22 protein-coding genes and 2 tRNA genes are annotated in these 20,773 nt (G+C 38.2%); 12 read left to right on the forward strand and 12 right to left on the reverse strand.

Annotation, left to right across the window (positions count from 1 at the left end):
- Positions 1-421 precede the first annotated feature (421 nt).
- The 3 genes from ompR (at position 422) to B9T27_RS01710 (ending at position 4,536) form a co-directional block, all read left to right on the forward strand.
- Entirely contained in the window at positions 422-1,186 is a 765-nt protein-coding gene (gene ompR, locus B9T27_RS01700; RefSeq protein ID WP_086205128.1) for a two-component system response regulator OmpR, read from the forward strand.
- 166 nt (positions 1,187-1,352) lie between these two features.
- The gene (locus B9T27_RS01705; RefSeq protein ID WP_086205129.1) at positions 1,353-2,813 is read left to right on the forward strand and encodes an ATP-binding protein; all 1,461 of its coding nucleotides are present in this window, start codon (positions 1,353-1,355) and stop codon (positions 2,811-2,813) included.
- Positions 2,814-3,015: 202 nt separating this feature from the next.
- Positions 3,016-4,536 carry an acetyl-CoA hydrolase/transferase family protein gene (locus B9T27_RS01710; RefSeq protein ID WP_086205130.1) on the forward strand — a complete coding sequence of 507 codons (1,521 nt, stop codon included), beginning with the start codon at positions 3,016-3,018 and terminating at the stop codon, positions 4,534-4,536.
- A gap of 89 nt (positions 4,537-4,625) precedes the next feature.
- Here the strand turns inward: B9T27_RS01710 and B9T27_RS01715 are convergent, their stop codons facing one another.
- From B9T27_RS01715 to B9T27_RS01735, 5 genes are all read right to left on the reverse strand, one after another.
- Positions 4,626-6,275: a GMC family oxidoreductase gene (locus B9T27_RS01715; RefSeq protein ID WP_086205131.1), complete on the reverse strand. Its 1,650-nt coding sequence runs from the start codon at positions 6,273-6,275 to the stop codon at positions 4,626-4,628.
- Between the two features lie 273 nt (positions 6,276-6,548).
- Positions 6,549-7,277 carry a class I SAM-dependent methyltransferase gene (locus tag B9T27_RS01720; RefSeq protein WP_086205132.1) on the reverse strand — a complete coding sequence of 243 codons (729 nt, stop codon included), beginning with the start codon at positions 7,275-7,277 and terminating at the stop codon, positions 6,549-6,551.
- Between the two features lie 183 nt (positions 7,278-7,460).
- A tRNA-Phe gene (locus B9T27_RS01725) sits at positions 7,461-7,536 on the reverse strand.
- Positions 7,537-7,671: 135 nt separating this feature from the next.
- A tRNA-Phe gene (locus tag B9T27_RS01730) sits at positions 7,672-7,747 on the reverse strand.
- Positions 7,748-7,914: 167 nt separating this feature from the next.
- Entirely contained in the window at positions 7,915-8,292 is a 378-nt protein-coding gene (locus B9T27_RS01735) for a GNAT family N-acetyltransferase (RefSeq protein ID WP_086205133.1), read from the reverse strand.
- 98 nt (positions 8,293-8,390) lie between these two features.
- Here B9T27_RS01735 and hisB point away from each other — a divergent pair, with 98 nt between their 5' ends.
- The 3 genes from hisB (at position 8,391) to B9T27_RS01750 (ending at position 10,296) form a co-directional block, all read left to right on the forward strand.
- Positions 8,391-8,984 (forward strand): imidazoleglycerol-phosphate dehydratase HisB, encoded by a 594-nt coding sequence (hisB, locus tag B9T27_RS01740; RefSeq protein ID WP_086205134.1) that lies wholly within the window; start codon positions 8,391-8,393, stop codon positions 8,982-8,984.
- Entirely contained in the window at positions 8,984-9,601 is a 618-nt protein-coding gene (gene hisH, locus B9T27_RS01745) for an imidazole glycerol phosphate synthase subunit HisH (protein ID WP_086205135.1), read from the forward strand. Before hisB ends, hisH begins: the two co-directional genes overlap by 1 nt.
- A 161-nt stretch (positions 9,602-9,762) precedes the next feature.
- Positions 9,763-10,296: a DUF805 domain-containing protein gene (locus B9T27_RS01750; RefSeq protein ID WP_086205136.1), complete on the forward strand. Its 534-nt coding sequence runs from the start codon at positions 9,763-9,765 to the stop codon at positions 10,294-10,296.
- Positions 10,297-10,333: 37 nt separating this feature from the next.
- Here B9T27_RS01750 and B9T27_RS01755 read toward each other — a convergent pair whose 3' ends face one another.
- A complete protein-coding gene (locus B9T27_RS01755) occupies positions 10,334-10,735 on the reverse strand; it encodes a helix-turn-helix domain-containing protein (protein ID WP_086205137.1) in 402 nt (133 codons plus the stop codon).
- Positions 10,736-10,840: 105 nt separating this feature from the next.
- On the opposite strand from B9T27_RS01755, the gene B9T27_RS01760 reads away from it, so the two are divergent.
- The 3 genes from B9T27_RS01760 (at position 10,841) to B9T27_RS01770 (ending at position 13,280) form a co-directional block, all read left to right on the forward strand.
- Complete coding sequence (locus tag B9T27_RS01760; RefSeq protein WP_228146122.1) at positions 10,841-11,461, forward strand: 3'-5' exonuclease; 621 nt, start codon at positions 10,841-10,843, stop codon at positions 11,459-11,461.
- Between the two features lie 104 nt (positions 11,462-11,565).
- Positions 11,566-12,297, forward strand: a complete 732-nt coding sequence (hisA, locus tag B9T27_RS01765) for a 1-(5-phosphoribosyl)-5-[(5-phosphoribosylamino)methylideneamino]imidazole-4-carboxamide isomerase (RefSeq protein WP_086205138.1) — start codon at positions 11,566-11,568, stop codon at positions 12,295-12,297.
- A 92-nt stretch (positions 12,298-12,389) separates the two neighbouring features.
- Positions 12,390-13,280, forward strand: a complete 891-nt coding sequence (locus tag B9T27_RS01770; RefSeq protein WP_086205139.1) for a DMT family transporter — start codon at positions 12,390-12,392, stop codon at positions 13,278-13,280.
- Between the two features lie 88 nt (positions 13,281-13,368).
- Here the strand turns inward: B9T27_RS01770 and B9T27_RS01775 are convergent, their stop codons facing one another.
- From B9T27_RS01775 to B9T27_RS01785, 3 genes are read right to left on the reverse strand one after another with little or no spacing between them, the layout of a single operon-like run.
- On the reverse strand, positions 13,369-13,761 hold the full coding sequence (locus B9T27_RS01775; RefSeq protein WP_086205140.1) for a DUF4870 family protein: 393 nt from the start codon (positions 13,759-13,761) through the stop codon (positions 13,369-13,371).
- 25 nt (positions 13,762-13,786) lie between these two features.
- A complete protein-coding gene (locus tag B9T27_RS01780) occupies positions 13,787-14,419 on the reverse strand; it encodes a DUF1294 domain-containing protein (protein WP_086205141.1) in 633 nt (210 codons plus the stop codon).
- Positions 14,420-14,458: 39 nt separating this feature from the next.
- Positions 14,459-15,409: a homoserine kinase gene (locus B9T27_RS01785; protein WP_086205142.1), complete on the reverse strand. Its 951-nt coding sequence runs from the start codon at positions 15,407-15,409 to the stop codon at positions 14,459-14,461.
- Positions 15,410-15,522: 113 nt separating this feature from the next.
- Here B9T27_RS01785 and hisF point away from each other — a divergent pair, with 113 nt between their 5' ends.
- Positions 15,523-16,281, forward strand: coding sequence for an imidazole glycerol phosphate synthase subunit HisF (gene hisF, locus B9T27_RS01790; RefSeq protein ID WP_086205143.1), 759 nt, complete (start codon positions 15,523-15,525; stop codon positions 16,279-16,281).
- A 289-nt stretch (positions 16,282-16,570) separates the two neighbouring features.
- Here the strand turns inward: hisF and B9T27_RS01795 are convergent, their stop codons facing one another.
- Entirely contained in the window at positions 16,571-17,209 is a 639-nt protein-coding gene (locus B9T27_RS01795) for a sterol desaturase family protein (protein WP_086205144.1), read from the reverse strand.
- Positions 17,210-17,502: 293 nt separating this feature from the next.
- Between B9T27_RS01795 and B9T27_RS01800 the strand changes: the two genes are divergently transcribed.
- Together B9T27_RS01800 and aqpZ are read left to right on the forward strand one after the other, a co-directional pair.
- Positions 17,503-18,504 (forward strand): AraC family transcriptional regulator, encoded by a 1,002-nt coding sequence (locus B9T27_RS01800; RefSeq protein WP_086205145.1) that lies wholly within the window; start codon positions 17,503-17,505, stop codon positions 18,502-18,504.
- 113 nt (positions 18,505-18,617) lie between these two features.
- Positions 18,618-19,313 (forward strand): aquaporin Z, encoded by a 696-nt coding sequence (aqpZ, locus tag B9T27_RS01805; RefSeq protein WP_086205146.1) that lies wholly within the window; start codon positions 18,618-18,620, stop codon positions 19,311-19,313.
- Positions 19,314-19,378: 65 nt separating this feature from the next.
- Here aqpZ and B9T27_RS01810 read toward each other — a convergent pair whose 3' ends face one another.
- Positions 19,379-19,624, reverse strand: a complete 246-nt coding sequence (locus tag B9T27_RS01810) for a hypothetical protein (protein WP_086205147.1) — start codon at positions 19,622-19,624, stop codon at positions 19,379-19,381.
- Between the two features lie 69 nt (positions 19,625-19,693).
- Positions 19,694-20,731 carry a DNA/RNA non-specific endonuclease gene (locus tag B9T27_RS01815; protein ID WP_228146123.1) on the reverse strand — a complete coding sequence of 346 codons (1,038 nt, stop codon included), beginning with the start codon at positions 20,729-20,731 and terminating at the stop codon, positions 19,694-19,696.
- Between the last annotated feature and the right edge of the window lie 42 nt (positions 20,732-20,773).

A 20,773-nucleotide genomic window follows, 5' to 3' on the forward strand; every position in this document is an offset into this window, starting at 1 on the left:
GTACAGCATAGATATTTCTATTGCCCAAATTTCAATCAATAAAAAAGCAAAGTAACGCTTTTTATCTAATTTGAAATACCCCTTCGAATTACTCAAATTTTTACCAACCAGCCTCTCCTGCAATTGGCCGCCCAGCCTCATCAATCACTCGCCCTGTTATTTCAGGTTGAGAAAGCCGGCGCATACATGCACTTAAACAAAAGCTGAGCAGTATTAAGCTTAAAATTTTCAATTAAAATTGGATGGTTTTTTTATTTATAAACATAGAATGCCTTCAATTATTTTCAGATGTTGTTTTTTGGTTTAAAAACGCCCTTTAAATTGTAATTTTGAGCAAATTGATACATAGTCTTAACAAGAACTTAGGCATTATACTGAGACTAACGAATATTTATAATTTACAATATTAAGGGAGTGCATCATGAGTTTAGTTGTACCTGCTGAAAATACAGACGTTGTACACCATGAAACTGACCGAGTCGAACGCATTTTAGTGGTCGATGATGATGTACGTTTACGTACCCTTTTACAGCGGTTTTTAGAAGATAAAGGCTTTGTCGTTAAAACGGCTCACGATGCCACACAAATGGATCGACTGTTACAACGTGAATTATTTTCACTGATTGTGCTCGACTTTATGTTACCTGTAGAAGATGGTTTAAGTATTTGCCGACGCTTACGCCAATCCAACATCGATACTCCCATTATCATGCTCACTGCACGCGGTAGCGATTCTGACCGAATTGCTGGCTTAGAAGCTGGTGCAGATGATTACCTGCCCAAACCATTTAACCCGAATGAATTACTGGCACGTATTCGCGCAGTACTACGTCGTCAAGTTCGTGAAGTTCCTGGTGCACCTAGCCAGAATTTTGAAGTGGTTTCATTTGGCCCTTGGTCGCTAGATCTCTCTACACGTACTTTAACTCGTGAAGGTCAAGTAGTGACTTTAACCACGGGTGAGTTTGCGGTACTGAAAGCTTTAGTTCAGCATCCACGTGAACCGCTAACACGCGATAAATTAATGAATTTAGCACGTGGCCGTGAATGGGGTGCGATGGAACGCTCAATTGATGTTCAAGTTTCTCGCCTGCGTCGTCTAATTGAAGAAAATCCAGCTCGTGCACGCTATATCCAAACCGTATGGGGTGTGGGTTATGTTTTTGTTCCAGATGGTGCTGAATAATTCTAAGCTCAACAAAATAAGCCTTTCGAAGGCTTATTTTGTTTTTAATTTCAATTACTCAAAATTTTGTTCTCAAAATGCTATCACAACAAGAATGAGTTTCCATTTTTTAATAAAATTGCTTACCTAAATAAACGATAAAAGCCAGTTAGCTTAGGATGTATTTGTGAAACTAGACCCCATTGATCCACAAGAATTTACAGACTTCGCCGCCTATTCAGAAAAAAAGCGCACTCGTTCGGAACGCTTTCTCGATAAAATCAAACCCCGTTCTGCGGCTATGCGCACCACGATTTTGGTCTTATTTACGGTAGTTTTTAGTCTATTTATGTCGTTGTGGTTTTTTTGGAAAACACTCTATTTACCTGAGATTCAACAACATGCACGATATCTTGCAGTTGAATTAGACATTATCAACAATCCAAAATTAAAAATTTTTCATGATAATACCGAACTTGATATTGATCAGTGGCTGAAGCAGCGGGTTGGCGTGGAATATGTCACGAATCCAAAAGAATTCCCCAATGTAAAAGACAAACTGATTGCCGATTTCTTTACTAATCGCATTGAACATCAGCTTGCAAAAGAAATGCAGATTAAAGATGTGACCGTTTATTTCCAGTTTAAACCGAGTCCTCGTATTTGGATTCAAACACCTGAAATGCATGGTAATTGGGTCAGAGAGCCACTCAATACCTATGCGAACTATAGTCCTGAACTGATTTTGGGCTGGTTATTAGGTATTCCACTGATTGCAGCTGCGATTATTTTGACCTTGGTCAGGCAGCTAAATCGTCCATTACGCCGCTTACAAAATGCAGCCAACAACTACAGTAAAACCGGCAAAGCGCCCTATTTAGAAACTAATCATGGCCCGCAAGAAATACGTGAAGTTAATCAAGCATTTAATCATATGGTATATACGCTTGAACAAATCGAACGGGATCGACAAATTATGTTGGCCGGAATTTCACATGATTTGCGCACCCCACTCACGCGTATTCGTTTGAGTGCTGAAATGATGCCTGATGATGACTTTTTAAAAGAAGGGCTCATTTATGATGTGGAAGATATGGATGCAATTTTGAATCAATTCATTTCTTATATGCGGGATGGCTCCGATGAAGAACTACAAGAGACGAATATCAACACTCTACTACAAGAACTTATAATCCAATTCAAACCTTTGGATATCCGTTTTGAGCCACAGCAATTACCAACGATTACAGCGCGTTCTTTGTCGCTAAAGCGGCTGATTGGTAATTTAATTAACAATTCAAAACGCTATGGTGCCGAACCGATAGAATTGGCTGCATATGTTGAAAATGACCATATTAAAATTAGTGTATCTGATCATGGCGAAGGAATTCCAGAAGATCAAATTGATGAGTTGATGCAACCCTTTGTACGCGGTAATGCAGCAAGAACCGTTCAAGGAAGTGGACTTGGTCTAGCGATCGTCAAACGTATTGTCGATATCCATCAAGGTGAATTACTGATTCACAACCGCTCAGAAGGCGGACTTGAAGCCATCATCTCCTTACCTTTGGTAAAGGAAAAAGAACAAGAAAATCTACCCGCCAATCCCATTCAAAAAATCAAACAAACATTGAGTGATCACTTTTAACGATCACTCAATCAAACGAGCAATAGTTTATTTATTTTTAAATAACACCATTATTTCATTAAAAAATAATAACTTAAAAACCATCAATAAAATCTATACCAGTATTTACTGAAAAAATTAGACCTTAGCATTAGAGGCATGCACAATCCCTGTATAGGGCGGTACAATCCGTATAGTTTTGAACAAGAATTGAGCGCAACCCATGTCTTTAGATCGTATTCGTTTAGCGTCACTTCATGACAAAGTCATGAGCGCAGAACAAGCTGCTACTTTTATCCAAGATGGTATGACAGTAGGTATGAGTGGCTTCACTCGTGCAGGCGAAGCAAAAGCTGTACCTTTAGCCTTAGTGAAACAAGCAAAGGAAAATCCTTTAAAAATCACTTTAATTACGGGTGCGAGTTTGGGTAATGACCTAGACAAACAATTAACTGAAGCGGGTGTTCTTGCGCGTCGTTTACCATTCCAAGTCGACAATACTTTACGTAAAGCCATTAATAAAGGCGAAGTAATGTTCATCGATCAGCATTTGTCTGAAACTGTTGAACAAATGCGTAATCTTCAGCTTAAAAAACCTGATGTTGCAATTATTGAAGCAGTTGCGATTACTGAAGATGGCGGCATCATCCCGACAACTTCTGTAGGTAACTCTGCAAGTTTTGCCATTTTTGCTGAAAAAGTCATTATTGAAATTAATACCAATTTAAGCCCTGCTTTCGAAGGCTTACATGATATTTATATCCCAACCTATCGTCCAACACGTCAAGCCATTCCATTGACTCAAGTCGATGAGCGTATTGGTACTACTGCAATCAATATTGATCCTGCAAAAATTGTCGGTATTGTGATTAATGGTGAATACCATGATTCTCCATCTACGGTGACTGAACCAGACGATGAAACTCAAGGTATTGCCAACCATTTGATTAATTTCTTCGAACAAGAAGTTGCCGCTGGTCGTTTACCGAAAAACCTAGGCCCATTACAAGCAGGTATCGGCTCTATTGCCAATGCAGTATTAACGGGTCTGAAAGATTCAAATTTTGAAGATTTAGTGATGTACTCTGAAGTCCTACAAGACTGTACTTTCGAGTTAATTGATGCTGGTAAAATGAAATTTGCCTCAGGTTCTTCAATTACACTTTCGGCTAAATATGGCGAAAAAGTATTTAATAATCTTGAAGCATACAAAGATAAACTGGTACTTCGCCCACAAGAAATTTCAAACCATCCTGAATTAGTACGTCGTTTAGGTATTATTGGGATTAACACTGCACTCGAATTTGATATTTACGGTAACGTAAACTCAACGCATGTGTGTGGTACCAAAATGATGAATGGTATCGGCGGTTCAGGTGACTTTGCCCGTAATGCCCACTTGGCTATTTTCGTAACCAAGTCGATTGCTAAAAATGGGGATATCTCATCAATCGTGCCAATGGCATCGCATATCGATCACACTGAACATGATGTTGATATTCTGGTTACTGAACAAGGTATGGCAGATTTACGTGGTTTAGCACCACGTGAACGTGCTCGTGCCATTATCGATAACTGTGCACACCCAACATACCGTGATGCATTAAACGATTATTTTGATCGCTCTTGTGCAAAAGGTGGTCATACGCCTCATCTTCTTCGTGAAGCGCTATCATGGCATTCTAATTTCGAAGAAACAGGTCATATGCTAGCTGCTCAAGAACCAGCTAAAAAATCAGCATAAATCCTAATGCAATAAAAAACGCCCCGTGAGGCGTTTTTTATTGGCTAAAATAAAATATTCAACCCATCACATGATTCACTAATGAACAATTAAACAGCAACGACGGTTTCTTTATTTTTCTTCTGAATAAAAGCCACAGCCGCCTGATCCTGACGAATCAAATCCACTGCTTTTTCAGCAATCATAATCACTGGCGCATTGGTATTCCCATTCACCACAGTTGGCATAATAGAAGCATCTACCACGCGTAAGTTTTGAATACCATAAACGCGCAACCTTGGGTCAACTACAGCCATTTGATCCAGCCCCATCTTACAACTTCCTACAGGATGGTAAACGGTATCTGAACGCTCTCGTAAAAGCTGACGAATCTCATCATCTGTTACAACATTTGCAGTAAATAGGTCTTCTTTCACAATCTGTTTAAATGCATCAGACTCCATTAACCTCTTCGTCAATTTAAAGCCCTTCAGCATTTCTTCAAGATCTGATTCATCATTATAAAAATTAGGATCAATCAGCAAAGGATCATCAATACTTGGGCCGCTGATTTTAATCGTGCCACGACTTTTAGGATTCAATAAACACACATGGCACGAAATCCCATGCCCCGTATGCATCGTTCGTGCATGATTATCGACCAAGGCCACAACGAAATGTAACTGTAAATTAGGTAAGATTTGTTCAGATGAACTCTTAATAAAACCACCACATTCAGCAAAATTAGTGGTTATTAAGCCACGTCGTACTTTACGATAACGCCCAATTTGTTTAACCAGATCAATAGAACCAGCGATGGATACACCAAAAGTTCCTTGAATGTCACTCACTTTATAGCCAAAAATAAAATCAGGGTGATCGTGAAAATTTTTACCTACACCCGGCAAATGCTTTTTCACAGTGATACCGTGTTCAGTGAGCTCTTGCTGGTCACCCACCCCAGATAACATTAAAATTTGTGGTGATTGCATAGCACCTGCACTCAGTAAAACCTCACGGCGAGCATGAATTTGCTTAATCTGCCCTGCACATTTATATTCCACCCCAACAGCAACATTATTTTCAATGAGAATACGTTGCGTCAGCGCCTGTGTAATCACAGTTAAATTAGGACGCTGTAGATGTGGAAAAAGATAAGCTCGTGCCGCACTACAACGCTCACCATTAATATGCGTGACTTGATAAATACCAAGCCCCTCCTGCTCTGCGCCATTAAAGTCATCCCGAATTGGAAAACCTTGCTCACGAGCAGCAGTCAAATAACGTTCTTGTAAGGGATTATCACTATGTAGATCAATCACCGATAACGGCCCAGAACCACCATGATATTGATTATGAATTCTTTCGTTATTTTCTGATTTAATAAAATAAGGCAATACTTCATTATAAGACCAACCTTCATTTCCAAGTTTAGCCCAATCATCATAATCTTTACGATTGCCACGAATATAAATCATGGCATTAATTGCAGATGAGCCACCTAAACATTTCCCCCGCGGTTGATAACCTTTACGACCATTTAGTCCTTTCTGGGGCACGGTTTCAAAGGCCCAATTATTAATTTTAGTGGGAATACTTACCACTGCGGCGCACGGTACATTTACCGTCCAACCATCACCACCACCACCTGCTTCCAGTAAACAAACTGAGATATTGGGATCTTCAGATAATCGACCAGCAAGTACGCAGCCAGCACTACCACCACCAATCACAACATAGTCAAATTCTTTAGATTCCATGCAAAATCTCCTTGTTTTATCGTTTATTTTTTTATCATTATGCCTATTAAAACCATAAAAAGAATGTTTACAGAGGTCATTTAAATCTTAAATTTGCAATAAAATACAATTCACAAACATCCCAATTGATTTGTTTGAGTTTGCGACATCAGCACCTAAAGAGTGATCAAATTCAATTTAATCCAAATACAACATAAGCCATTTATTTATGATTCTTTTATATTAGATGGTGGCTGAATAAAAATTTAAATACTTAATTTCTTGAAACTGACGTTATAACTGAGCTAATCGAAATAACACAGGAAACTCAACCACAATATCACTTTGCTCTCGCTTGAAATAATCCTCAAGTGCTTGTAAAGGATTCATCTGATTCTGATTTTTATAATGTTTTAGTGCTGACCAAGTATGAATATAATTTAATAATTGGGCAGATGACCATTGATACTGCATTTTAAATGCAGGAACTTCTAATTCTTTAAAAGGAAATGGAATGGTTTTATAATGTTCATCAATATAACCACGTTCAAGATCCCAATAACCCTTAAGTGTCTTAAAATACAAATCTTGAATCAACGCATTAATTGTTTTGTTTTCCACTTGAATCAAGCCATAACCAATCACCGCCAGTATTCCATCTCGCTTCAGAACTCTTCTAACTTCCTTATAAAAAGCTTCAAAATCAAACCAATGAATCGCTTGTGCCACGGTAATTAAATTAAAACTATGTGCTGCAAATGTGGTGTGTTCTGCTGATTGGACTTGGTAGCTAATATTCTCAAAATAAGGTGCGTGCTGTAACTGATCCTCACTTAAATCAGTTGCCACTACATAGTCAAAATAAGGTGCCAATAACTGAGTGAACTGGCCTGAACCTGCACCACAGTCCCAAGCAAAATGACGTTCAGGAACATATTTAAGAATTTCTTGAATCACGGACACCGGATAACTGGGTCGTGCTTGCTGATAAAGCTGGCTGTTTTCCGAAAATAAATCTTTCATTTTAATTTTAAAATATTTATTAATTTACAGAAGAATATAGCTGAATTCTGAAAGTGAGATATTTTTTTTGTCCAACAAAATGTAAATGTACATCGCTTCAATTCAAGTATAGCTGTCAATCATACTTTCAGTTTTTATTATTCGTAAAAAAGCCCCAAACATAAGTTTGAGGCTTTTTGAATATGGTGGCGAGACCCAGGTTCGAACTGGGGACACACGGATTTTCAATCCGTTGCTCTACCGACTGAGCTATCACGCCGTTGCGGTGTATTAAGCCGTATCTAAGTATATTAGTCAATATAAATCATGACTTTTTTATTCAACCGAATAAATTTTATTCAAAAAAAATCCCTGATTGGATCAGGGATTGAAATCTTAAATTAGATTTTAAATATGGTGGCGAGACCCAGGTTCGAACTGGGGACACACGGATTTTCAATCCGTTGCTCTACCGACTGAGCTATCACGCCGTTGGGGCATATTAAACAATTTAAACCTTTTTGCGTCAAGTATTGAATACTATATTTCCTACCAATAGTTTATTTTTACAGCAAAAAACAACTATATTGAAGATAAATCCACCACTATCATAAAAAATAATCGATCTAGACGGCTTCACTCAATTTAACCAAAAGCTTTAAATTTTTCCCAGATGGGCTAAACAACGATGAATCGCGCCACAACCTGGTTCAAAAACTTTTACGCCTTTGTCTTCTTCCATGCGACACACTTCTTCAACCAGACGTTCTGCAACACCACGGCCACGGTTGGCAGGATGAACTACAATATTTTCTAAAGTTTTACTCTCGCCTTGCCCTGTACACCAAAGTGCGCCAATAATTTTGGTATTAAATTCTGCGGTATAAAGTAAGGTATACTGAGCCAAATTTTGCTCAAGTTGTTCGATGGCATCTTTTCCATCACCAAATTCTGGACTCGTGTCATACAATCGCTCAAGCTGATCGCGAACTTCTTGCGTTTCAAGTGAAGTTTTAGCATGTACAGTAATAGGCATTGATTAACCCTCCAGAGCAATCTAATATGCGGTGAATTCGTCACCGCGAAAAACATTTTTTACATCAAGCATTTTTGACGTTTTTGAGGAACGTGTCTATGACGCAACGTATCAGTGAAGTGGTAAGAAACACCAACGAAACCAAAATTCGAGTTCGTGTTAATCTTGATGGTACGGGTCAAGGCACCCTCAATACAGGTATTCCATTTTTAGACCATATGATCGATCAAATCAAGCGACATGGCTTATTTGATATTGATATTCACTGTGATGGTGATTTAGACATCGATGATCATCACACGGTCGAAGACTGCGGTATCACACTTGGACAAGCTTTTGCACAAGCATTGGGTGATAAAAAAGGCTTACGCCGTTATGGTCATTTTTATGCACCACTGGATGAAGCCTTAAGCCGTGTAGTGGTTGATTTATCAGGTCGTCCGGGCTTATTCATGGATATTCCATTTACTCGCTCTATGATTGGTCGTTTTGATGTGGATTTATTCTCTGAATTTTTCCAAGGCTTTGTCAATCATGCACTCATGACCTTGCATATTGATAACCTAAAAGGCAAAAACAGCCATCACCAAATTGAATGTACTTTTAAAGCCTTTGCACGCGCACTACGTATGGCTTGTGAAGTCGATCCACGTGCAGCGGGAACGATTGCTTCAACCAAAGGTAGCTTGTAATGACGCGTATTGCCCTTCTTGACTATGGCATGGGAAATTTACACTCGGCGGCCAAAGCATTAGAACACGTAGGTGCAACAGTAGATGTTACCAATAATCCTAAACTGATTGCACAAGCAGATAAAATTGTATTCCCGGGTGTTGGTGCCATGCGTGACTGCATTCAAGGCATGCATGAAGCTGGAATTGATGAAGTCATTCGCCATGCTGCTTTCAATAAGCCTGTACTTGCGATTTGCGTAGGAATGCAGGCTTTAATGCAACGCTCAGAAGAAAATGGCGGGACAGATGCGCTTGGTCTTTTTAAAGGTGTGGTAAAACGCTTCCCAGATATAGACGGTCTAAAAGTCCCGCATATGGGTTGGAATCAGGTTCATCAAGCAGATCCAAACCACCCAATGTGGAAAGAGATTGAACAAGATGCACGTTTCTACTTCGTACATAGTTTTTATGTCGAGCCACAAGATTCAAGTATTGTCGCAGCAACCTGTGATTATGGCTTAGAATTTTGCACTGCCATTCATCAAGAAAATTTATTTGCGACTCAATTTCATCCTGAAAAAAGTCATACCGCAGGTTTACAGTTGTTAAAAAACTTTGTGGAATGGGATATCTAATTTACGCATTTTAAATTTAAAAAGCTCATCAAAAGATGGGCTTTTTTTTAGAAAAAAAATAACTCACTTTCTTTTTCCTCGTATTTTAATTATGATCCGATCAAATTTAAAACAAAATTTAAAATCTTTAACAAAAATTAAATTTCAAATGAGTATATAAAATGAATTCATCTATACAAAATCAGGCTTCACCTTTAAGCGCAAATGGTCGATTTGGCAGACTATCCTATCTAGGTTGGAATATGCTACTTGGAATTCTGATACTGATATTCGGAATTATTCTAGCTATTTTTGCACCGAGTGTTAGTGCATCATCTTCAAATTTCATCATTTTCGGATCAATTATACTTTTAATCCTAATATACATTGCTGTTTTTTACTTTAGTTTTATCTTTGCAATTCGTCGCTTACATGACAAAAATCAAAGTGGTTGGCTTACACTACTTATGCTTTTACCCCTTGTTAATCTATTCTTTTTTATTTACCTTGCTTGTGCAAAAGGTGATGAGGGTTCAAATAATTATGGATCTCCTCGTACCACACAAACTTGGGAAAAAATATTGGCATGGATTTATATAATCATCTTCCCAATCAGTATTTTATTATCCGTAATAATTGGTATTCCTGCTTATCAAAGCTATATTGAGCGTGTCCAACAAATTCAAATCGAACAAAACATTAACTATTCTGAGTAAAAACTGAAGCTAAAGCTTTCCAAATTTAAGGCTTTAGCTAATTTTTTGTCACGAAGCCACCCTCTAGAGGCTCTACACTAATTTTAATCTCAGCCTTTAAATTCAATGCCGCATAACGTGCTTTAATTTCGGTCATGAGTTCATCAACCGAAGCCATTTTTAAATCAAGTTCAGATTGCTCATATGCCTTGGTGGCTAAATCTGCTTTCTCTTCATTTTTAGCTTCAGATTTCCAACGCTCAGCCACACCCACTAAACGTGCTAACTCAATCAGACTTTGAGCACTGGTTGGAGTTGAATTTTGAATCCATTTACTCATCGTACCTTTAGAAAGTTCAAGAATATTGGCAATATCAGTCGGTTTTATTTGCTTATCCTGAATGAGTTGTTTGATTTTTTTAGCACCTTCAATGAATAGATCATCTTCCTTGTCACTCATCTTTGACTGTCCTCAATAACTTATCAATGATTATCCCTCAAACTAACATTTCTTGCTCATTTTTTGTGATAACATTTTTAATATATCAGCCTGTTGTGATTTATTTTGAGCTCTTCCGAACCTACTCTTCCCAGCAAAGAACAAATTGCTCTTTTACCTCGCTTTCAAAACCTAAGCGCTGAACATATTATGGTGATCAATACACTTGAACAATGTCATCACATTGAAGCTGAATTAAACACAACAACTCTTTTTGGTTTTGACTCTGAATCGAAACCTACTTTTACCAAAGGTGAAATTGCCACCGGACCACATTTGATTCAATTGGCCACGTTTGAAAAAGCCTATTTATTTCAAATCAATCATGCAATTCTTGAGTTTCTTAAACCTATTTTTGAAAATCACAATCAAATTAAAGTCGGTTTTGGCTTAAAAAATGATGCGCATTTATTTCGTAAAAAAGGCATTCAACTGCATAGTGTGGTTGAGCTATCAAAATGCTTTTCAAACTTCGGTTTTCATAATGCTATGGGACTTAAAAATGCCATGGCACTTTTATTTCAGCTCAATTTCCCAAAAAGTAAAAGTATCAGCACCTCTAACTGGGCACGTAAAATACTAACAGCACAGCAAATTGACTATGCCTCAGCTGATGCCTATGCCCCGATTTTAGTCTTTGCTGAATTACGTCGTTTAGGTTTAGTTCCCAATCCACCACGAAAATAAGGCTGCTTCGAATAAAAAATACGCTTGATGCTTAGATATTTAGCAATACTTTGCTAAGATTGCGCACAATATATTCTTTATAAGATTTGGCTAGGAGCGCAAGCATGCTGATCATCCCTGCAATTGACCTGAAAGATGGTAAATGTGTTCGTTTAAAACAAGGTCGTATGGAAGACGATACTGTATTTTCCGATGATCCAGTTGCAACCGCACAACATTGGGTGAATGAAGGCGCACGTCGTTTGCATTTGGTCGATTTAAATGGTGCTTTTGCAGGTACGCCAATTCATAAACCAGTGGTTGAAGCTATTGCTCGCGCACAGCCAGAACTTCCTATTCAAATTGGCGGTGGTATCCGTTCACTTGAAACCATTGAACACTATTTAGATGCAGGTGTATCTTTTGTAATCATTGGTACCAAAGCCGTACAAGACCCAGCTTTCGTTGAAGAAGCCTGTCAAAAATTTGCGGGTCGTATTATTGTTGGCATCGATGCTATTAACGGCATGGTTGCAACTGATGGTTGGGCAAATGTCACTGATGTTAAAGCCATTGATCTTGCAAAACGTTTTGCGGATGCTGGAGTATCGAGTATTGTTTATACCGACATCGCACGTGATGGTATGATGCAAGGTGTAAACATTGAGCAAACTGTACATCTGGCACAATATTCAGGCTTACCTGTGATTGCGTCTGGCGGCGTCACTAATCTTGATGATGTCCGTAACTTAAAAGGCCAGCCAGGAATTTTAGGTGCAATTACGGGTCGTGCAATTTATGAAGGTACATTAAGCCTTCGTGAAGCACAGTCATTGTGGGACGATCAATCACTTTAATAAGCTAATGATTTAAAATGATTAAAAAGAGGTCAAAGTGGCCTCTTTTTAATCAATACTTAAGCTCTTTTTTTGAAAAACCTTATCTTTAAATGCCCAGTTCAGTTTCTCTCGTTTTAAAAAATAAAACCCCTCAAATTGCCTTAATCCTCATTACTATTATTTGGGGTGGTACCTTTTTAACCGTGCAATACGCACTCAACTTCAGCTCTCCAATGTTCTTTGTCGGCTGTCGTTTTGCTGCGGCAAGTATTGCAATTGGATTAATTTCCTTTAAATCAATGCAAGGACTCAATTTCAAAGAAATTTTAGCAGGTAGTTTAATTGGCTTGATGATTGCGATTGGCTATGGCACACAAACCGTTGGTTTACAAACCATTAGCAGTAGTGAATCTGCATTTTTAACAGCTTTATATGTACCTTTAGTCCCTATTTTCTTATGGTTTATTTTTCGTAAAGTACCCTACATCATGACTTGGATCGGTGCTTTATGTGCATTTATTGGGCTCATATTACTGACTGGAAATGGCGTTCAGCAGTTGCATTTTAATTTTGGTCAAACCCTTACTATACTTGGCTCAATTGCCATTGCACTAGAAATTATTCTCATAGGCTACTTTGCAGGAAAAGTCGATGTTCGACGTGTGACTGTGATTCAACTCATTACCGCATCACTTCTGGCTTTCGCTGCAATGCCTTTGGTTGGTGAACATGATTTACCTAATTTTTCATGGACGTTGTTAAGCATTGCCATAGGATTAGGGCTAGCAAGTGCTTTGATTCAATTGGTTATGAACTGGGCACAACGCGCTGTTGATCCTTCACAAGCTGCTGTTATTTATGCAGGCGAGCCTGTCTGGGCTGCATTATTTGGAAGAATGGCTGGCGAACGCTTACCCATGTTGGCATTATTGGGGGGCTGTATGGTGGTTTTGGGAGTCATCATTAGTGAATGGAAGCCGAAATTTTTAAAGAAAAAGTAAAACACCTAAAAGCACAGTTAAAAAAAAGAGAATGATTGAAATTCTCTTTTTTTTAACTGTGCTTTTAGATTTAAACGAAGATCAGTAATTATTGATACATTGGTCGATCATCATTTAAAGTAATAATGCCTCGGATCGCACGATAAACAATCCAGACCCATGATAAAAAGATCACGGCTACACAAAAAGTACTGGCACCAAAGGCTACACCAGCAAAGAGGTTAATATTTTCACCAGTAAACAATAAAAAGAAGAATGGGATAAAAGCAATGATATTCCAAATCAAATACCACCAAAAAGTTCGAATTTGCCATTTAAAATGGCTCTCAAAAATCGTGCCTCGGACTGAATCCATTTTGACGTAATTAATAATCAAAGCAATTACCGCTAAAATACCAGCTGAAGCAATTGCAACAATATAAAGTGCATAAAGAACAAAAGTTAAAGTTTTATTGGAACTTTGATCTATAGATGTATTCATTCTTATCCTCTACTTATCTTTTCCTTTAGAATCGAATCACATTCAAAGGAGAAATTAGCCATAAAATCAATAAAATATTTAAACCTATAGTACAAAAATAGATTTTCCTAAACGGTTGTTTTTGTGTTTTATGACGTAACTTTTGTTGTGCAAGCCAAGCTGTTGGCCAACCACCTAAAAATGACAGGATATGCAGGGTATTTTCAGGCACACGTCTATTACCATTTTGAGCCGCTTCTTTATCTTGAGAATAAAACCAATACGTCATCATATTCATCAGCATAATGAATAGCAGTACCATACCACTCAGCAAACCCGTCACAGTAAATATACCCAGAAAAATAATATAAAGTCCGGAGAAAATTTGCATGGGTTGTAGTTTTGCAGAATCCTGCTGCTGAGACTGCTGTCGTTGTGCAGCTTGACCAGTTTTTTTCGTCTGTGATGCTTTTAAATAAGTGACTTGTTTGGCGTTAAAACGTCCCTGCCCATCCAACTGCACCACATACTCCAAGGCACATCCCACAATCGGTCTGGGCCCTTGTCGTGCAAAATCCTTAATATGTAAAAATACACGATCTTTTGATGCATCATTGGGTTGAATAAAGCCATAGCCTTTATCATCAAACCACTCAATTAAACGTCCCTGATCGCGCATTTTTTATATCCTAAAGCTTTTGAATGAGATCGCTTAAGTCTAAGCTGTAACAAATTTGAGTCTTTCAAGCAACATATTACGCATTTCCTGCGGGTTTTTTTGCAAAATATCCTCACTGATACGTCCATCTGCACGATTTTTTTGCGCAATCTGCAATCGCATCATCCAAAAACGCCCTGCTGCCATCGCCAAATATAACTCCAAACATGCTTTTTCATCTTTAGTTAAAGGACGAATCGTTTCATACGCTTCTAAAAAATGCTGTGCTTTTTCTTCATTTAACGTGACTTGTGGATATTCAGTACAAAAATCATTTAAGGTAATCGCGATATCAAACAACAATTCATCTTTATTTAATTCATAAAAATCAAGAATTCCGTTCAATTGATTACCGTCAAACAGCGTATTGTCACGGAATAAATCAGAATGGATAAAACCCTTCGGACGGTTAGGATACATTGCAGTTAAAGCATCGTATAAGCCCAATAAAGTATTGAGAATGGTTTGATCTGCTTGCTCCAATGTCGGTTTGATCTCTCGTGCTACATTACGCCAATAACGATGGTCACGATATTCAGCACGTTCCAAAGGAAAGTCTTGAAGTGCCACATGCATTTTCGCTTGTGCAATCGCAATCGCTTGTACTTGTTCAATATTTGCAGGCATCGGATGATCGCCCATTAAACGCGGTGCAATTTGAGCTGGTTTATCTTTTAAAATATGAATCGCTTTGCCACTATGCTTTAGAGGAACAGGAACAGCCAAACCGTGTTGCCCCAAATGTTCCAATACTGGAACCAATTCTCCAGCCCCTTGTTCATCAATATTTTCAAATAATGTAAGTACAAATTGAGTGCCATCTTCACACACGATAAAATAGTTGGTATTTTGCACACCTCCTTGAATGGGAATCAGGTCAATCACCTCTAATCCATAAGGTGCTGCGAAATCCTGAACTTCCTGTAAACTCAAAGTGGTATAAACCGACATATAAAACCTGCGAAAAAACTTACATAAGTTTGATAGAATAACCGCTTCGACTATCGAGGTGTAGCACCTGAGTCGCTAAGTTTCATAATCGACTGTTATTTTTGGAAAAAATTATGCTTGCTAAACGTATTATTCCTTGCCTAGACGTAGATAATGGTCGTGTGGTGAAAGGTGTTCAATTTCTTGATATTCGTGATGCCGGTGATCCAGTTGAAGTGGCACGTCGTTATAATGAACAAGGTGCCGATGAAATTACCTTTTTAGACATTACTGCTACATCTAATGGCCGCGACACGACGTATCGTACCGTTGAGCGTATGGCCGAAACTGTATTCGTCCCTTTAACAGTCGGTGGTGGTGTTCGTAAAGTTGAAGACATTCGCATGCTACTCAATGCAGGTGCGGATAAAGTCAGTATTAACTCTGCGGCAGTATTTAATCCAGAATTTGTACAAGAAGCGTCTCAACGTTTTGGTGCACAATGTATCGTAGTGGCGATTGATGCGAAAAAAACTGCGGCGAATAAATGGGAAATTTTCACACATGGTGGCCGTAAAGCCACGGGCATAGATGCGATTGAATGGGCTGTCAAAATGGCAGAATATGGCGCAGGTGAATTGTTAATTACCTCGATGGATGCTGATGGTACTAAATCAGGTTATGACCTTAAATTAATGCGTCAAATTAATAACCGTGTCACTATTCCAACGATTGCCTCAGGTGGTGTTGGATGTTTACAGCATTTAGCTGATGGTATTTTACAAGGTGGTGCAGATGCCGTTTTAGCCGCATCCATCTTCCATTTTGGTCAGCACACTATTCCTGAAGCGAAACAATATCTTGCAGCGCAAGGCATTGAAATGCGTCTGTAATTAAAATCCTTTCAATTAGACAAAAAAGAGTGTGATTGAAACACTCTTTTTTTATTCAGCATATTTTCAGATAAACAAAGGAGTCTTGATGACTCCCTATAAACCCAAAATTCCAACATATGACTGATCAAATCTGTATGGCTGCTTCAGCCAAAAAACTATAGCCCAAGTAACGGACGAAATATTAACCACAAATGCTTATTTTTTGATAGATTACGGCATAACCTAATTAAAACAGAATCAATATATTAGGTAGAATAAATTCAAAATCGCTTTTTAAGCATCGACCTTAGGCCACTGAATCAATTGTATTATCTGATTCTTGCTGAATTAATTTGGGTGTTTTTTCTACCCATTTAGCTGGAAAATATTTTTCAACCCGATTTGAAAGCCAATTTGCAACAGGGGTTGGTAATTGAATTCCAAGCGGATTCTGTTCTTTTAAATCTGTAGATGAAATTACGCGTGTACCTAAAATATAATCAAACCATGGCTTGGTCACACACCAATTGGCATCTTGGTTAGAATTCATATGATGATCATAATGCCAAGGGATTTTTTTCATGGCCCAATCTGGCTCTAAGTGGGCACGGCGGTGAATATAGTAATAATTACATGCACTATACAGCGATGCCGCCACCATCCCTTTGGAAATTGGATAAAAAATTAAACTGGCTGCACCAGCTACAACCGCTAATGAAACAATTTCATTTTTTGTGCGCCAATTTGAAATACCTTGTACATATCCATCATCATGAAAGTCCTGTTTACGCACTTCACGATGATGCTCCCAATGTGATTTCATACTCTCTGGCACTGGACTATAACGTGGCTGCCCTGTTCGGTGTGTGCCATGTAAAATAAATTTATGCGCCACCCATTCAAACCCATTGGCAACAACTAAACCGACTAAAAAACCCTTTAACATCATCGTATCTCCATATTCCTTAGATTAAATATAATTCAACCCATACCAGAAATATTGACCGTTCTCTTTCCTTATATTGACAAATTGCGACATTATTTTGCAGTATTGATATATTCTTCAATACTAGAATATGTCTCGTTCAATTTATAACTTATTATATCCCGCTCAAATTTATAAATTTAAAGGCAACACAATTTATGATTGACGACTACTTTTGATATAGATGATCTAGAAAATATGGTAAAAATATAGCGGCAATTGAACATTCTAAGACAATAAAAAGATGACCTAACATGCAGCAATTAAAAGACTACACAGGAACTGTCTACGGAGGACTTGGACACCTCTTATATGCCTATAGCCAGGCAAAAGGCTTGCTCATTTCAGAGAACCTGAAACAAGTCCAAAACTTAGAACGGTTTGATTTTAGTCTTTGGCGAGAACTCTTAAATGAGATTGCGCTACAGGTTCCGAGCCCTGCGCTTGGTTTAGCAATTGCTGAATTTGTACACCCCAAACATTTAGGAATTATTGCTTATATTGCACAATCCTGTGACACACTCAGCGAAGCTTTAGCCCGTTATTATGATTTCCATCGTCTCATTTATGATGGCAGCCCACTAAAAGTAGAAATCAGCGAAAAATATTTAGCCATTCGCTGGGATGAATTACCTGCACATTTAACCACGCAGGTCACCGATGAAATTGCATTGGCCTTAATGGTGCAATTCCTTAAACAATTTTTAGATTTTGAGCACATTGTGATTCATGCAGTCAATTTCACCCATGCCTTACCTAAAAATTTTAGTTTTTATGAACGCTATTTTCAATGTAAAGTCAGATTTAACCAGCCCAAAGTAGAACTTATTTTTCCAATTAATTTTTTATCGACCCCTATCAAGCATGCCGATCAAACCTTACAAAATTTATTAAAACAGCAAGCTCAAGCTCTACTGGAAAAACTACCTCACTCGACGCAATTAGATGAACGTTTACAACAATATATTCTCAAAGGTTTACAAAAAAATAATTATCAAATTGAAGATATTTCGGATCAACTGAATATGTCGATACGCCAGCTACAACGACATTTACAAAACCAAGAAACGACCTATCAACAAAGAGTACAGCAAGTACGACAACTGCTTGCAACCCAATATTTACAAGATCCTCATTTAAGCTTACATGAAATTGCCCTCCTTCTCAGCTATTCTGAGCAAAGTGCTTTTCAACGGGCATTTAAAAACTGGACTGGTGTTACACCACAACAATGGCGACAAAAAACACACAAATAGTGTTCAAAAAAGCGCTTTTTTCTACAGAATAAAAATCAATTACGATTAAAATTCAAACTAAATATAAATAATTCTATTCATCATCTCGCTAAAAATAACAACTGGAAATCTATATGAATAAATATCTAGCAGAATTGATCGGTACTTTTTGGCTGGTTTTTGGTGGCTGTGGTAGTGCAGTGATTGCAGCAGCATATCCTGAACTTGGTATTGGCTTTGCAGGTGTTGCACTGGCCTTTGGTTTAACTGTACTCACGGGTGCTTATGCTTTAGGGCACATCTCTGGTGGTCATTTTAACCCAGCAATCAGCATCGGCTTATGGGTTGGTGGTCGCTTTGATGCTAAAGATGTAGGTCCTTATATTCTTGCACAAGTCGTTGGGGGTATTTTGGCGGCTTTCACTTTATATATAATTGTACAGGGTCAAGCAGGCTTCGCAGGTGTTGCTGGCTTTGCATCCAATGGTTTTGGTGACTTATCTCCTGGTAAATATTCCATGAGCTCTGCGTTAATCATTGAAATTGTACTCACTGCTGGATTCCTAATAGTGATTATGGGTGCAACAGATAAACGCGCGCCTGCAGGCTTTGCACCGATTGCAATTGGTCTCGCTTTAACACTAATTCACTTAATCAGTATACCTGTCACCAATACTTCAGTTAATCCTGCTCGTAGTACTGCAGTTGCTCTATTTGCTGAAACAGCGGCTTTAAGCCAGTTATGGCTATTCTGGGTTGCACCCATTGTCGGTGCAATACTAGGTGCACTCATTTATAAAGGCATTGCGGGTCAACAACAAACGAAATAAGCATTGTATAACCAATAAAAGCCTGTATCAGCAGGCTTTTTAATTGATCGATGCTAAGCAATAACTTAAAGAAAAGGATTTTCTATCTCGCCTTCATGTTGTTGCACAATCTTTTCGGGTAAGTTCTGCTCTTTTTCCAGAATTGCTACAATTTCATTAATATAAGCTTGTAGTACTTGTGCAGCTTTTAATCCACATTGATCCTTAGTGATTTGTAGATTTCCATAAATACTCACACAGTCTTCCTGATTTTCTAAAGTTAAATCATGAATTGCATGCGACTCAGTCCCATTTTCAAACGCTTTGAACATGATTATTATTCTCTCTATTTTTAGTCACATCGTATAAATAACGTGTATTCATACCTCATCGCAACATTATTATTTCAATAATTGCATTAAATATTGTAATAAAGCATCGGTTAATTGTTTCACCAAGGCTTGTTGTGTCTGCGGATCTATATTGGGTAAAGTCACGCCAGTATTGGGGTTGCCACTTTCAGATTGGAACTGCTTTTGTACCGCCAAAAGCTGATCTGCAGACACAGCTTCCGCACACTGACTTTCAGCATCCCAGTGTGAATATTCAATTTCTTGATTGGCTTTAACCTGAGTTGCTTTCAAAGGCAATTTATAAGTATTGCGTTTTTGCTCTTCAGTCAATTGTGGGAAAATATTCATTCCTACCAGCTCTTCAAGCTGACATACGCTGATCACTTTGACTTGGAGTGAATTATTATTCGGTGCGAGATAGGCCCCAATTTTTCCAGATTTAGGCATATAAATCGCTTTAAAAACCGCAGTCGGTACAATGACGCCATTACCAATAGTTTTAAGCTTTTGTCCTGAAAAAACGGGACCTGTCACAACGTATACATCTTGTTTTTGCTTGGTTACGATGGCACGCGTTGCTTCTTCTAATTCACGCCAAACTTGCTGATTATTTTTAGGTGCTTGCGGAACCATATTGGCCAAGGAGAAACTATCTGCTTGAGATTGTTTGTCTGGCATATCCGCATTTGGCGCCATATGTCCACGATCATAGCCGGAACCTTTATAATCCGATAATAATGCTCGATCACTGGGACTTAGGCGCATTTCTTCATGAAAGCTATCTTCACGCTTAATTTTTTGGCTTAAGCGAGCAGGTGATAAATACTCTGCTGACCATAAAGGTGTTTTTGAGACACCTGAATACATAACATTAAAACCATTAAAACACAGTGCAGAACTATTTTTTTGTAAACTGGCTTTGGTGAGAAATGGTGGTTCACTTCGGTAAAATTGTTTTAAACACGTTGAGCTAGTGGTCTTTGTAAATGGCATCAATTGAGCAATTTTTTCCTGCCCAAAAGCAATTGCAAAACTTCCTGTTGCAATAACACCCAAAATAATTTTGACCAATGAATTTTTCAACACAACTTTCCTAATTTAAGCCCACGATTCACACTATTGCTTACG

The sequence above is a fragment of the Acinetobacter sp. ANC 4648 genome (assembly GCF_002135345.1).
Classification (GTDB): domain Bacteria; phylum Pseudomonadota; class Gammaproteobacteria; order Pseudomonadales; family Moraxellaceae; genus Acinetobacter.